The sequence below is a fragment of the Bradyrhizobium sp. MI1.11 genome (assembly GCF_055811255.1).
Genome location: NZ_JBVVPM010000001.1, coordinates 61438 through 75645 on the forward strand (window position 1 = coordinate 61438; position 14208 = coordinate 75645).

A 14208-nucleotide genomic window follows, 5' to 3' on the forward strand; every position below is an offset into this window, starting at 1 on the left:
CGCCCCCCCCCCCCGCCCCCCCCCCCCCGCGCGGGGGGCGGCGCGCCGCCGCGCCCCCCCCCCCCCCCCCCCCCCCCCGCGGCGTGTCTCAGGCGAAGGTGATGTTCTGGTCGCGCAACGGCACCGAACGGATGCGTTTGCCCGTCGCCGCGAAGTACGCATTGAGCACCGCTGGCGCTGCGACGCCGATGGTCGGCTCGCCGACTCCGCCCCAGAACCCGCCGCTCGGCACCATCACCGATTCGACCTTCGGCATCTCGTTGATGCGCATCGAATTGTAGGTGTCGAAGTTGGTCTGCTCGATCTTGCCGTCCTTGACGGTGCAGCCGCCGTAGAACAGCGCGGAGAGGCCATAGACGAAGGAGCCCGCGATCTGCCGCTCCACCTGCGCCGGATTGACGACGTAGCCGGGATCGGTGGAGGCGACGATGCGATGCACCTTGATCTTGTTGCCGTCGGTCACCGAGATCTCGGCGGCGCCGGCGACATAGCTGCCATAGCCCATCACCTGCGCGATGCCGCGATAGATGCCTTGCGCCGCCGGGGTGCTCCAGCCGATCTTCTCGGCCACGGCATTGAGCACCGCCAGATGCTTGGGGTGATTGCCCATCAGCTTGCGGCGAAACTCGATCGGGTCCTGGCCTGCGGCCTGGGCCAGCTCGTCCATGAAGCATTCCATGTAGATCGCGTTGTGATTGATGTTGACGCCGCGCCAGAAGCCCGGCGGAACGTGCGGGTTGCGCATCGCATGCTCGACCAGGAGGTTTGGCACGGAGTAACCGAACGCGGCTTCGCCGGACTGGGCGACGCCCTGGAATGCGGCCGGATCCATGCCGTTCTGCAGCGCTTCGGGGCGGAGCGAGAACAGGATCGATTGCCCGGACAGGCGGTAGTGCAGCGCGACCAGATTGTTGTCCGCATCGAACGCGCCGGTCATCTTGCACTGGGTGATCGGGTGATATCTGCCGTGCGCCATGTCCTCTTCGCGCGACCACAACAGCTTGATCGGCGTGCCCGGCATCTGCTTGGCGATCAAGACGGCCTGACGGACATAGTCGGTCTGGCCGCGCCGGCCGAAGCCGCCGCCGGGCATCACCTTGTGCACGTCGCACTTCTCCGCCGGCAGGCCCGACGCTTCCAACGTGGCGGCGAAGGCCGCCTCGCCATTCTGCGTGCCGCACCAGACCTCGCACTTGTCGGCCGTGTAGAGCGCCGTGGCGTTCATCGGCTCCATCGTGGCGTGGTTCTGGTAGGGATAGCTGTAGACGGCCTCGATCTTCTTGGCGGCACCGGCGATCGCCGCCTTGGCGTCGCCGTTCTTGTTGCCGACATAGGCCGGCTGCGCGTTGTCGAGACCCTCGGCCAACCACTTTGCAATCGATTCGCTCGAGACCTTGGCGTTGTCGCCCTCGTCCCAGACGATCGGCAGCGCCTCCAACGCGGTCTTGGCCTGCCACCAGGTATCGGCAACAACCGCGACCGCGGTGTCGCCGACCTTGACGACCTTCTTGACGCCTTTCATGTCGGTGATCTTGGCTTCGTCATAGCTCTTCAGCTTGCCGCCGAACACCGGGCAATCCTTGATCGCGGCGTTCAGCATGCCCGGCAGCTTGACGTCGATGCCGTAGATCATGGTGCCGGTGGTCTTCTCGGCGGTGTCCAGCCGCTTCACGCCCTTGCCGATCAGCTTCCAGTCCTTGGGGTCCTTCAGCTTGACCTCGGCCGGCGGCGTCAGCTTGGCCGCGGCCTCGGCGACCTTGCCGTAGGTCGTGGTCTTGCCGGACGGCGTGTGGGTGATGACGCTGTTGGCGGCGGCGCATTCGGACGCCGGCACTTTCCACGCCTCGGCGGCGGCCTGGATCAGCATCACGCGTGCGGTGGCACCGCCCTTGCGGACATAGTCTTGCGAAGAGCGGATGCCGCGGCTGCCGCCGGTCGAGAAATCGCCCCAGACGCGCTTGCGGGCGACGCTCTGGCCCGGTGTCGGATATTCGGTCGAGACCTTCGACCAGTCGCATTCGAGTTCCTCGGCGACGAGCTGGGCGAGGCCGGTGAGCGAGCCCTGGCCCATTTCGGAGCGGGCGATGCGGATGACGACGGTGTCGTCGGGCCTGACCACGACCCAGGCGCCGATCTCGGGGGAGCCGTCGGCCGCGCGGACCACGGCGGGGCCGCCGAAGGGGATATCGAGGCCGATTGCGAGACCTGCGCCGACCGCGGCGGTGCCGATGACGAAGGCACGGCGGTTCATGCTGGGAGAGACATGCTTGTTCATGTGGCGGCTCCTTACGCGCTTGCGATCGTGTGGATCGCTTCGCGCACCTGCTGGAAGGTGCCGCAGCGGCAGATATTGGTGATGGCCTCGTCGATGTCGGCGTCGGTCGGCTTCGGCTTCTCGCTCAGCAGCGCCGCCACCGCCATGATCATGCCGCTCTGGCAATAGCCGCATTGCGGCACGTCCTGGGCAATCCAGGCTTCCTGCACCTTGTGCAGTGCGTTGCCGGAGGCGAGCCCTTCGATGGTCGTGATCTTCTTGCCTGCGGCCTCGCCGACCGAAACGCCGCAGGAGCGGGTGGCGACGCCGTCGATGTGAACGGTGCAGGCGCCGCATTGTGCAATGCCGCAGCCATATTTCGTGCCGGTCAGGCCGGCATTCTCGCGGATCGCCCAGAGCAGGGGCGTATCCGGCTCGACGTCGAGCGTGAAGGTTTTTCCGTTGATTGTTAGGTTTGCCATCGCAGTCCCCTGATTGGCCCAATCCACCGATTGGACTCAGGGGCGCAATGTGTCCGGCAAATTGGAAACGTTCAAATCAACAGTCCGGGGGGTAGCCGCCAGAGATTTGCTCCCTGGGCGGCCCGCGGCACGGCTTGGGGCGACGTCTACCGGCTTCCGTGCGCAGACGCCCTTGGAACCGGAGCGACAGTTTGTCTCTTTTGCCGGGGTGCAAGTCGACAATGCTCTGCTACAGTGGAATCAGCCAAAAAGAGGTTCCATGAACGTACCGCAGCCTTGCAAAGTCCTGATGCTCTATCCGCTGTTCTCGGCAGAGTCCTTCTGGAGCTTTGGCGAATCCTGCAAAGTGTTGGGCGTGAAGCGCCCTGCGGCCCCTTTGGGGCTGATCACCGTTGCCGCGATGTTGCCCGAGCACTGGACGGTCCGGCTGATCGATTGCAACACGGAAGCCTTCAGCGACGAGGATCTTTCCTGGGCCGACGTCGTCTTCACGGGCGGAATGATGCCGCAGCAGGCCGACACGCTGCGCCTGATCGAAATTTGCCGTGCCGCGGGCAAGCCGGTGGTCGTCGGCGGTCCCGATCCCACCTCAAGCCCCCATATCTATGAGAGGGCCGACTTCCAGGTGCTCGGAGAGGCCGAGAGCGTTCTCCACGAATTCGTCGCGGCCTGGGACAGTGGCGCCCGCTCCGGCGTCTTCATCGCGCCAAAATTCCAGGCCGACGTCACCAAGACGCCGGTGCCGCGCTTCGACCTGCTGAAGTTCGAGGACTACCTTTATCTCGGTGTGCAGTATTCCCGCGGCTGCCCGTTCACCTGCGAGTTCTGCGACATCATCGAGCTCTATGGCCGGGTGCCGCGAACCAAGACGAATGAGCAAATGCTGAACGAGCTCGACAGGCTCTACGCCATGGGCTACCGTGGCCATCTCGACTTCGTCGACGACAATTTCATCGGCAACAAGAAGTCGCTGCGGCTGTTCCTGCCCCAGCTCGCCGAATGGCAGCGTGCTCACGGCTATCCCTTCGAATTGTCGACTGAGGCCTCGGTCAATCTGGCCGACGATCCCGAGCTGTTGGAGCTGATGGGTCAGGCGAATTTCTTCGCCATCTTCGTCGGCATCGAAAGTCCGGATCCGGCGACGCTGGTCGCGATGCGGAAGAAGCAGAACACGCGGCGCAACATCGCCGAGAGCATCCACAAGATCTACGCCGCGGGCATGCTCGTCACCGCGGGTTTCATCGTCGGCTTCGACAATGAGAAGCTCTCGATGGCGGATGCCATGATCGACTTCATCGAAGAGGCGGCGATCCCGGTCAGCATGGTCGGCCTGCTCTATGCCTTGCCGAACACGCAGCTGACGCGCCGCCTCGAGCGCGAAGGCCGGCTGCACCCCGGCCACGATTTGGCGCCGACCATCGGCGCGGATCAGTGCACCGCCGGGATCAACTTCGATCCGGTGCGCCCGTTGCGCGACATCCTGACGGACTACAAGCGCGTGCTGGAGCACATCTACAGCCCAGAGGCCTATGCAAGGCGCGTTGATCGCCTGATGACGCTGCTCGACCGGTCCAGGCAGCGCCAAGAGCTCGCCGAGGGCGATATCCGCGCCGGGCTCGGGGCGATGGAAACGGTGCACAAGGTGGTCACAGCCCTTCCCGAGGCGCGAGGGCCGCTGTGGCAGACCTTCATGAACTGCGCCAAGCGCGACACCTCATCGGCGCGGATTGCCGTGCAGATGATCGCGGCTTATGCGCATCTCGGGCCGTTCTCGCGCAAGGTCATCGCTGCCATCGATGAGCGCCTCGCTGCGCTCGACGAGGAGACCGTCATTCCGGCCGCGACTGTCGACGTAACGGCGGCCCGGCATCTGGCCTGACGGTCTACTTCACCGCCAGCCGCAAAAAGCTCATCACGCTGCCGAGCGCGGCGAAGCCGGCGCCAAGTGCCAATGCCACGACTGCGCCGTCGTGACCGGCCAGCGAGAAGCAGGCTGCGGCGAGCGCGGCCCCCGTCGTCTGCCCGGTCAGGCGCGCGGTGGCGACGATGCCGGAGGCGCTGCCGCTGCGATGTGGCGGCGCGCTCGACATCACCGCCTTCATGTTCGGCGCCTGGAAGAAGCCGAATCCCATGCCGCAGATCACCATCCGCCAGATGATGTCGGGGATCGCAGGATTGGCCGGCAGCATCGCCAGCAGCGCCATGCCGAGGCCGAGCATCACGAGCCCAATGCCGCCGAGCAGTCCGACCGCGTGCCGGTCGGAGAGGCGCCCCGCGATCGGCGCCATGATGCCGACCACCAGCGGCCACGGCGTCATGAAGAAGCCGGTCTCGACCTGCGAACGCCCCAGCACGTCCTCGAAATAGAACGGCAGCGAGACAAAGGCGAGGCCCTGCACCGCGAACGAGCATACCGCGGTCGCCGCCGACAGCGCGAACATCGGCCGACTGAACAGATCGATCGGCAGCATCGGCGCGGGATGGTCGGCATGGCGGCGCGTCAGGATGAAGCCGAGCACCAGGGCCGTGAGCAGCTCGATGCCCACGACCACTGGTGACAGATTGTGCGCAGCACTGCCGATGCCCGTGATGAACAACCCGAGACAGGCCGACGCCAGGATCGCGCCGAGGAAGTCAAAGCCGTGATCGGCGCGCGGCGTTTTCGGCAGCATCGCAAAGCCGATGCCGATCGCGACGAGGCCGAACGGGATGTTGACGGCGAACAGCCATGGCCACGGGCCGAGCGCGAGGATGGCGGAGGCGATCGAGGGACCGAAGGTGAAGGCGGTCGCGACCACCAGCGCGTTGTGGCCGAAGCCGCGGCCGAGCATCCGGCCGGGATAGACGAAGCGCACCAGCGCCGTGTTGACGCTCATGATGCCGCTCGCACCTAACCCTTGCAGCGTGCGCGCAACCAGCAGGCTCTCCAGCGACCAGGCCACCGCGCAGAACAGCGAGGCGATGGTGAACAGGATCAGGCCGCCGAGATAGATGCGCTGGTGCCCGACGATCTCGCCGAGTGCTCCCAACGGCAGCAGCGTCGCCACCAGCGCGATCTGGTAGACGTTGACCACCCAGACCGATTGCTCAGGGCTGACATGCAGGTCGCCGGCAATGGCGGGCAGCGCGATGTTGGCGATCGCGGTGTCGAGCGAGGCCATGGCCAGCGCGGTGAAGATCGCGGCAATGGCCCAGCGCCGCTGTGCGGGCGGAAGGCCGTCGGAAATGGTGTGGTCGGGCTTGCGCGCGGCGGCGGGTAACGTGATTGTCATTGCGTTAGCGCGTTGCTCCGGCGGCCGGCTCCAGGGGACTTGGCATGTACTACGGCGCGGCCGCCTTCCACAGGCATATGCTTGCATGCAGTGTATGCGCGAAGGCTGGGCGATGATTCCTGGCGCCGGCGTATGATCGCATGAGCTGCTGCAATGTCAGGGGAGCGCCATGCACATCGTCGTTTTGCCCGGTGACGGCATCGGGCCCGAGATCACGACCGCGACATCAGGCGTGTTGCGTGCCGCCTCCGAGCGCTTCCAGCTCAATCTGCGGCTGGAGGAGCACGCAGTTGGCCATGCGAGCCTCAAACAATTCGGTACGACGGTGCGCCCCGAGCTGCTCGACATCGTCCGTGCCGCCGACGGGCTGATCCTCGGGCCGACCGCGACTTTCGACTTCAAGGACGAGGCCCATGGCGAGATCAACCCGTCGCGGTATTTCCGCAAGAACCTCGACCTCTACGCCAATGTCCGGCCCGCACGCACCTATGCGGGGCTGTCCGGCCGGGTCGGTGATTTCGACCTTGTCGTGGTGCGCGAGAACACGGAAGGGTTTTACGCCGACCGCAACATGGAGCAGGGCAATGGCGAGATGCTGGTCACATCGGATGTCGTGATCTCGCTGCGCCGGATCACGCGCCATTGCTGCGAACGCATCGCGCATGCGGCGTGCCGGCTGGCGATGAAGCGGCGCAAGCATCTCACCATCGTGCACAAGGCCAATGTGCTCAAGCTCGGCGACGGCATGTTCCTCGACATCTGCCGCGAGGCGGCGAATGCCTATCCCGGCCTCGCCCTCGACGACATCCTCGTCGACGCCATGATGGCGCATGTTGTACGCAACCCCGACCGCTTCGACGTCATCGTCGCCACCAACATGTTCGGCGACATCCTGTCCGATCTCACCGCAGAGCTTTCCGGCAGCCTCGGCCTCGGCGGCTCGCTCAATGTCGGTCACAGCCACGCCATGGCGCAGGCCGCGCACGGTTCGGCGCCTGACATTGCAGGCCAGGACGTCGCAAATCCGGTCTCGCTGGTCCTGTCGACGGCCCTGCTGCTGGCCTGGCACGGCGAGAACAGCGGCGCGGTACGGTACGAGGAAGCCGCTCGTGCGATCGAGGTGGCGGTGGCAAAAGCGATCGGCGAAGGCAGGGCAACGCGCGATGTCGGCGGCAAGCTCGGGACCATCGCGGCGGGGGCCGCGATCGCAGAGATCTTGCAGGCGGAGTGAGGTGGTCCTGCGGGTCTTGCGTGTTTTTTTTTAAGGCTCAAAACAAAAAACGCGAAAACAACCCCATGCACAGTAGAAGGCCCCTTGATTAATAAGGGATTTCCGAAACGCGCAGCGACGACATTTGCCGCGGCCATGACGTTGACGCGTCGGGCAAAACACTGGCAGGATGCCAGGACTGCACCGGTCCGCAAAAGACCATGTGTGCTTCCCGTGAAGGAGCGATGCCCGCTCCTGTGCTGAAGCAGATCTACGCGGGCAGCTCCGGCATTCACCTTTTGGACCCGTTGCAGACGTTAGGCTGGATATGTTGCCTTTTCCACCGCACGTTGAGGTATCATAAATTCTGAACTGCTAGCTGGGTTGTATGGCCTGGATTGTTGCCTTCGCAGTCTTAGTGTTTGTTTACCGTCGCGCGACGCGTGCTGGCGACCGGCTTGCGGAACTGAAACCGACGGGAATGCTGCGCTCGCCGCTGTTCTACTCACAAACGGCGCTCCTTTGCGTTCTAGTGGTGCTTATGTTGGCTCCGGGTTACCTGCCACACGAGCGGTGGGCTGTTGCCGCCTATCTTGTCGTCCTGGTGATCGTGGTAGCAGCGCTCTTGTTCGTGCGGCGCGCATTGAAATGGCGCTACCCCGTTTAATGTGATCACTTCCGCTTATGGCCCTTATCGTCGCTTGGCATACGGCATCGGCAGGTCCGGAGTCTGGCTAGAGCAGAAGTCATCGCCTCCGGTGCAGACTGCCGCCTTTGACCTGACCCGGTCATCAGTGCAGCTTGGACCAACGTAGAACAATGGCTGTTCTCAGCCGGGGTGTATGAGATCGGATTGATAATGAAACGACGAGAATTCCTGACTTTGGTTGGTGTGGCGTCTGCGTTGCCTCTGGCAGCGCGAGCACAGCAAGTGAAGCGAATGCCCCGAATTGGCCTTCTCCTCCCCCCACCGCGGAATTTGGAAGTAGACTCATTCCTCAAGGGGCTCAGCGATCTCGGTTGGGTTAACGGCGCGAACATTCATGTCGAATATCGCGACGCCGGTGGCGACGACGCCAGGCTGCCGGCGCTTGCGAATGAACTTGTCGCTCTTGATATTGACGTTCTCGTCACAGCCACATTCCCCGGGATTCTTGCCGCTCATAACGCGACGGCAAAAATTCCGACCGTAATGATCGTGGGCCCCGATCTGGTGACCATAGGCCTTGCAGCCAGCATGGCTCATCCTGGCGGCAACATCACGGGGCAAACCTTTTTCCTCACAGAACTGGCTGCAAAGCGCCTGGAGATTCTCGCAGGCTTGGCTCCCTCGACCAGACGCGTGGGGGTGCTCATGCAGCGAGGAAATCCCCTGAACAACGCTACAATGAGCACCATGAGGAACGCGGCGCAGGCATTGAAGATGGAGCTACTACCTATCGAGGTCGACGTTCCCGGCGATCTCGAAAGCGCGCTGTCACTCGTCGGCTCTAACCCGATGGACGGCCTCGTGATCACGGACGCAAACGCGTTTGTCACCAACACGTCCATGGTGGCCGCGATTGTGGACAAATGCAGGGTGCCATCGGTTGCCGCACCCATCGTCGCCTCCCGCGGGGCCGCCCTGATGGGTTACGGTGTGGACTTCACCGCAATGTTCCGCCACGCGGCTGTTTTCGTCGACAAGGTATTGAAGGGTGCCAACCCCGCCGAGATTCCCATCGAGCAGCCGACGCAGTTCAAGACCGTCATCAACCACAAGACCGCAAAGGCGCTCGGCGTCGAGATACCTCCGTCGTTGCTGGTGCGCGCGGACGACGTGATCGAATAACTGCGGCGGCCTTTCGGCGAGCGGGCGAGCCAATTCGCTCAGAACTGATACCTCCTCAGCCCCCCATCCACCGGGATCACCGTGCCCGTGATGTAGCGCGCCACGGGCGACGCCAGAAAGACCGCGAGCGCGGCGAGGTCTTCGGGCTCGCCCCAATAGCCGACAGGAATCTCCTCCTCCGCGAACCGCTCGCGATAATCGGGCGCGTAGTTGCGGCGGATCTGTTCGCTCATGATGCGGCCGGGCGGGATGCAGTTGATGGTGATGCCGTGCTCGCCGATCTCACGCGACAGGCCCTTGGCCCAGGCGTGCACGGCGGCTTTGGCGGCGAACGCGGCGTTGAGGCCTTCCGGCTCGGACTTGCCGGTGATGTTGACGATGCGGCCCCATTTGCGTTCGATCATCTGCGGCAGCAGCGCATGCGCGATGCGGCGATAGCTGGTGAAGTTCAGCGCGATCGCTTCGTCCCATTGGCTGTCGGGCGCATCGACGGGGAGGGGGCGGCTGCCGCCGGCATTGTTGATGAGGATGTCGACATGGCCGAGCTCGCTCACGGCGAAGGCCGAAATCCTCTCCGCCGCGTCCTTGGCCATCACGTCCTGCTCGAATGGCGTGATCAGACCGGAGCCGACTTCGCTCACCAGCTCGGCGAGCAGGTCGGTGCGCCGTGCCACGCCGACGACGCGCACGCCTTCAGCAGCCAAGCCCTTGGCGATGGCACGGCCGATACCGACGCTCGCTCCGGTGACGACGGCGGTTTTCGATTTGAGCCCGAGATCCATGGTGACACGCCCTCTTGTTTGCTTTTCTGCTTGTCGCTGTTCGTTCGGCTGTTCGTTTTTCTGTTCGTTTCCTGCCCTGTCCCGTCAGCCTGATTTGCCCGACCGGGACGAGCAGTGGTAACCAAGAGCCGCGTTGAAGGAAACACGAAAAAGAAAAGGCGCCGAGCGATGGTCTGGGATCCGCAGCAATATCTGAAATTCTCGGGGCACCGCCTCCGGCCCGCCGTCGACCTCTTGATGCGGATTCCGGATTCTGGCCCGCGTGCGGTTGCCGATCTCGGTGCCGGCGCCGGCAACGTCACCAGGCTGATCAAGGAGCGTTGGCCGGACGCGACGGTGACCGGTGTCGAGGGATCAGCCGAGATGGTTGCCGCCGGCCGCAAGGCGGCGCCGGACGTGGAATGGTCGCACGAGGATCTCGGCCATTGGCGCCCGACGAAGCAATATGACGTGGTCTATTCCAATGCCGCGCTGCACTGGCTGCCCAATCATGCGGCACTGTTTCCGTCGATCATGGAGAAAGTGACGCCCGGCGGAATGCTCGCTGTGCAGATGCCGCGCAACTTTCTGGCGCCCTCGCATGTGCTGATTGGCGAGACGGCGCTGAACGGTCCCTGGCGGTCCAAGGTCGAGCATCTCGTCACGCCGCCGCCGGTCGAAGCGCCGGCCTATTATCACGGTCTTCTTGCTCCTATGTCGGCCAATATCGACATCTGGGAGACCGAATATCTGCAGGTGCTGGAAGGCGAGAACCCCGTGAAAGAGTGGACCAAGGGGACTTGGCTGACGCGCTATCTCGACATCCTGCAGGGCGACGAGAAGGCAGCGTTCGAAGCCGCCTATGGGATGAGGGTCGCGAAAGCCTATCCGAAGAACGCCGCGGGACAGACGCTGTTTCCCTTCCGGCGTCTGTTCATGGTCGCCCAGCGCAACGGCTGATCGTACTGCCGCAATGCGACATAAGCGCTCGCTTCCGGGAACGCAGCAGGTGCCGGGTTGCGCAAGACAGCTTGGCTGCGGCAAATTGGGCTTAGGTCTAGTTGTTCGGGTGGCGGATTGCTGTCAGTACTGAAATCGGAAAACAAAAAAGACCCGGTTTTAGAGGTTGTTGGGAGGTTCGTTCATGCGCAAGCTGCTTCTTGCGGTCGCCGCCGCAGCTGTTCTCGTGAGTCCCGTCTTGTCTCCGGTCTTGGCCCAGGCCCAGAGCCCGATCGTCATCAAATTCAGCCACGTCGTTGCCAACGACACTCCTAAGGGCAAGGGCGCCCTGAAGTTTAAGGAACTCGCGGAGAAGTACACCGACGGGAAGGTCAAGGTCGAAATCTACCCGAACTCCACGCTGTACAAGGACAAGGAGGAGATCGAGGCGCTGCAGCTCGGCTCGGTGCAGATGCTTGCCCCCTCGACCGCGAAGTTCGCACCGCTCGGTATCAAGGAATTCGAGGCGCTCGACCTGCCCTGGTTGTTCAAGGACGACCAGACCTATTCCAACGCGATGACGGGCACGATCGGCAAGTGGCTGTTCCAGAGGCTCGAGACCAAGGGCATCACCGGGCTCGCTTATTGGGACAACGGCTTCCACATGCTCTCCGCTAATCGTCCCCTGATGAAGCCGGCCGATTTCCAGGGTCTGAAATTCCGCATCTCCGGATCGAAGGTCGCCGACCAATATCTCCGGATCATGGGCTCGATCCCCCAGATCATGGCGTTTTCTGAAGTCTACCAAGCTTTGCAGACAGGCGTGGTCGACGGCTGCGAGAACACCGCCTCCAATTACCTGACGCAGAAATTCTACGAGGTGCAGAAGGACATCACCGTGTCCTATCACGCGCACCTGCAATATGCTGTGATCGTCAATTCGAAATTCTGGTCCGGCCTGCCGCCCGATATCCGCGCCCAGCTCGAGAAGGCGATGAACGAGGCGACCGACTATACCAACTCGATCGCGCGCCAGGAAAACGAGGATGCGCTGGCCGAGATCAAGAAGACGGGCAAGACCACGCTGCATTATCTGACTGACGCCGATCGCAAGGCGTGGCAGGAAGCGATGCAGCCGACCTACAAATGGGCGAAGGGGCGGGTCGGGCAGGAGGTGCTCGATCTCGTCGCCAAGGAACTCGACGTCAAGATGAACTGACGCCGGCGCGCTATAAGAACAACCATGAACGGTCGGGGGTGATCGCACTCCCGGCCGTTGCTCTTGAATGATGAGCCAAGCTGAGGGGACCAAGTTGCTGCGTGCATTGAATCGTGTGCTCGATCATCTCGAGGAATGGCTGATCGCGACGATGATCGCGGCCGCGACATTGCTCATCTTCGTTGCCGTGCTGCACCGATATGGCGCCGGGCTGTCGATCGACATCGCCAAATGGGCGGAGGCCCGCAACCTGGCCTTGCTGGCCGTCCCCGCGCGAGCGGCGTTCGTCTGGCTTGCCGCTCTCGATTTGTCCTGGGCGCAGGAACTCTGCATCTACATGTTCATCTGGATGGCGAAGTTCGGTGCGGCCTACGGGGTGCGCACCGGCATCCATGTCGGCGTCGACGTCCTGGTCAATGTCCTTCCCGGCGGATCGCGCCGCCGCGTCATCACGTTCGGCCTAATGTGCGGCGCCCTTTTCACTGCCATCGTGTGCTATTTCGGTGCCGCGTTCGTCGGCCAGATGTGGCAGACCGGCCAGCAATCCAACGATTTGGAAGCGCCGATGTGGCTGGTGTATCTCACCATCCCGCTCGGCTCCGGGCTGATGTGCTTCCGCTTCCTGCAGGTCGCCTGGTCGTTCTATCACACCGGCGAGCTGCCGCATCACGACATGGCCGGCGTCGAGGGCGTCGAAATAGACCCGGTCCATCCGGCCCCGGTCACGCGCAGTCAGGTCGTCCGCGACGAACGCAGCCCGCTCGGCTGGGTCCTGATGTTGTTGCCGGTCCTGATCGTCGCCGTGTGCTTCGCCCATTCGGCGCACGTGATCACGCTGCCGCAGGGGCTGCGTGTCGCCGTGGTTTTCGGCCTTCTGCTGTCGTTGATGCTCACGGGCATGCCGATCTCGATCGCGCTCGGTCTGACCGTGCTCAGCTTCATGTTCACGCTAACCGACGTGCGAACGGAATCGGTGGCGCTGAAGCTGTTCACCGGCATCGAGAGCTTCGAGATCATGGCGATCCCGTTCTTCATCCTTGCCGGCAACTTCCTGACCCATGGCGGCGTGGCGCGCCGGATGATCACGTTCGCGACGTCGCTGGTCGGCCATTGGTATGGCGGCCTTGCGCTCTCGGGCGTGGTCGCCTGCGCGCTGTTCGCCGCGATTTCCGGCTCGTCGCCGGCCACCGTGGTGGCGATCGGATCGGTGATCCTGCCCGCGATGGTCGCGCAGGGATTCCCGAAGAGGTTCGGGGCGGGCGTGATCACGACCTCGGGCTCGCTGGGAATTCTCATTCCACCGTCGATTCCAATGGTGCTTTTTGCCGTCTCCACCAACACCTCCGTGGGCAAGCTGTTCATCGCCGGCATCGTGCCGGGAATGGTGCTCGCCATGCTGCTCGGCGCAACGACGTTCTATCGGGCCTGGCGTAACGACTATCCGAGGATGCCGAAAGCAACCCTCTACGAGCGCTTCGATGCGTTCCGCAAGTCGATCTGGGGTATCCTGCTGATCGTGATCGTGATCGGCGGCATCTATAGCGGCCTGTTCACCCCGACCGAAGCTGCCGCCGTCAGCGCGGTGTACGCCTTCATCGTCGCAGTCTTCATCTACAAGGATCTGAAGCTGCGAGACGTGCCGCGCGTGCTGCTGTCGTCGGCAAATCTTTCGGCGATGCTGCTCTACATCATCACCAATGCCGTCTTGTTCTCGTTCCTGATGACTTACGAGAACGTGCCGCAAGCGCTCGCGCAATGGATGATCGACCAGGGCCTCGGCTGGATCGGCTTCCTCCTCGTCGTCAATCTCCTGCTGCTATTGGCCGGCAACGTGATGGAGCCATCCTCGATCATCCTGATCATGGCGCCGATCCTGTTTCCGGTTGCGATCAAGCTCGGCATCGATCCGATCCATTTCGGCATCCTGATGACGGTCAACATGGAGGTCGGGCTGTGCCATCCGCCGGTCGGCCTCAATCTCTACGTCGCCTCGGGCATCGCCAAGATGGGCATCACCGAGCTCACGGTGGCGGTGTGGCCGTGGCTCCTGACCATGCTGGGATTCCTGGTGGTCGTGACATACTGGCCGGGTCTGTCGCTGTGGCTGCCGAGGCTATTGGGCATGTAACCGGGCACAGGCGATGCATGGCTAACGCGCGGTAAATCCGCTCGTTCAAATGCCACCGCTGTGCGATGCACACATTTTTACAGATGTGCGGTAGGACCATGCGAGCGGATGA

Annotated in this window: 11 protein-coding genes and 1 pseudogene; 8 read left to right on the forward strand and 4 right to left on the reverse strand. The window is 63.3% G+C overall.

The annotated features are described in order from the left end of the window. Positions 1-88: 88 nt before the first annotated feature. Both AC0L30_RS00295 and AC0L30_RS00300 read right to left on the reverse strand, forming a co-directional pair. Positions 89-2275 (reverse strand): xanthine dehydrogenase family protein molybdopterin-binding subunit, encoded by a 2187-nt coding sequence (locus tag AC0L30_RS00295; protein WP_473403620.1) that lies wholly within the window; start codon positions 2273-2275, stop codon positions 89-91. Between the two features lie 11 nt (positions 2276-2286). Then, complete coding sequence (locus tag AC0L30_RS00300) at positions 2287-2736, reverse strand: (2Fe-2S)-binding protein (protein ID WP_007594050.1); 450 nt, start codon at positions 2734-2736, stop codon at positions 2287-2289. A gap of 259 nt (positions 2737-2995) precedes the next feature. Between AC0L30_RS00300 and AC0L30_RS00305 the strand changes: the two genes are divergently transcribed. Then, positions 2996-4615: a B12-binding domain-containing radical SAM protein gene (locus AC0L30_RS00305; protein WP_007594049.1), complete on the forward strand. Its 1620-nt coding sequence runs from the start codon at positions 2996-2998 to the stop codon at positions 4613-4615. Positions 4616-4619: 4 nt separating this feature from the next. On the opposite strand, the gene AC0L30_RS00310 is transcribed toward AC0L30_RS00305, so the two are convergent. Further along, positions 4620-6008, reverse strand: coding sequence for an MFS transporter (locus tag AC0L30_RS00310; RefSeq protein WP_007594048.1), 1389 nt, complete (start codon positions 6006-6008; stop codon positions 4620-4622). Between the two features lie 169 nt (positions 6009-6177). On the opposite strand from AC0L30_RS00310, the gene AC0L30_RS00315 reads away from it, so the two are divergent. The 3 genes from AC0L30_RS00315 to AC0L30_RS00325 all read left to right on the forward strand — a co-directional run bounded on the left by AC0L30_RS00315 (position 6178) and on the right by AC0L30_RS00325 (position 9049). Beyond that, positions 6178-7239 carry an isocitrate/isopropylmalate dehydrogenase family protein gene (locus AC0L30_RS00315; protein WP_007594047.1) on the forward strand — a complete coding sequence of 354 codons (1062 nt, stop codon included), beginning with the start codon at positions 6178-6180 and terminating at the stop codon, positions 7237-7239. 367 nt (positions 7240-7606) lie between these two features. Beyond that, the gene (locus AC0L30_RS00320; RefSeq protein WP_007594046.1) at positions 7607-7885 is read left to right on the forward strand and encodes a hypothetical protein; all 279 of its coding nucleotides are present in this window, start codon (positions 7607-7609) and stop codon (positions 7883-7885) included. A gap of 192 nt (positions 7886-8077) precedes the next feature. Further along, positions 8078-9049: an ABC transporter substrate-binding protein gene (locus tag AC0L30_RS00325; RefSeq protein ID WP_007594045.1), complete on the forward strand. Its 972-nt coding sequence runs from the start codon at positions 8078-8080 to the stop codon at positions 9047-9049. 38 nt (positions 9050-9087) lie between these two features. On the opposite strand, the gene AC0L30_RS00330 is transcribed toward AC0L30_RS00325, so the two are convergent. Continuing rightward, complete coding sequence (locus AC0L30_RS00330; protein ID WP_007594043.1) at positions 9088-9831, reverse strand: SDR family NAD(P)-dependent oxidoreductase; 744 nt, start codon at positions 9829-9831, stop codon at positions 9088-9090. 168 nt (positions 9832-9999) lie between these two features. Between AC0L30_RS00330 and AC0L30_RS00335 the strand changes: the two genes are divergently transcribed. From AC0L30_RS00335 to AC0L30_RS00350, 4 genes and pseudogenes are all read left to right on the forward strand, one after another. After that, the gene (locus AC0L30_RS00335; protein ID WP_007594041.1) at positions 10000-10770 is read left to right on the forward strand and encodes a methyltransferase domain-containing protein; all 771 of its coding nucleotides are present in this window, start codon (positions 10000-10002) and stop codon (positions 10768-10770) included. A gap of 184 nt (positions 10771-10954) precedes the next feature. Further along, positions 10955-11968 carry a DctP family TRAP transporter solute-binding subunit gene (locus AC0L30_RS00340; RefSeq protein WP_007594040.1) on the forward strand — a complete coding sequence of 338 codons (1014 nt, stop codon included), beginning with the start codon at positions 10955-10957 and terminating at the stop codon, positions 11966-11968. Between the two features lie 151 nt (positions 11969-12119). Next, positions 12120-12593 (forward strand): annotated as a pseudogene (locus AC0L30_RS00345) (TRAP transporter small permease); the annotation flags it as partial. A gap of 222 nt (positions 12594-12815) precedes the next feature. Beyond that, complete coding sequence (locus AC0L30_RS00350; RefSeq protein ID WP_245286081.1) at positions 12816-14096, forward strand: TRAP transporter large permease; 1281 nt, start codon at positions 12816-12818, stop codon at positions 14094-14096. Positions 14097-14208 lie beyond the last annotated feature (112 nt).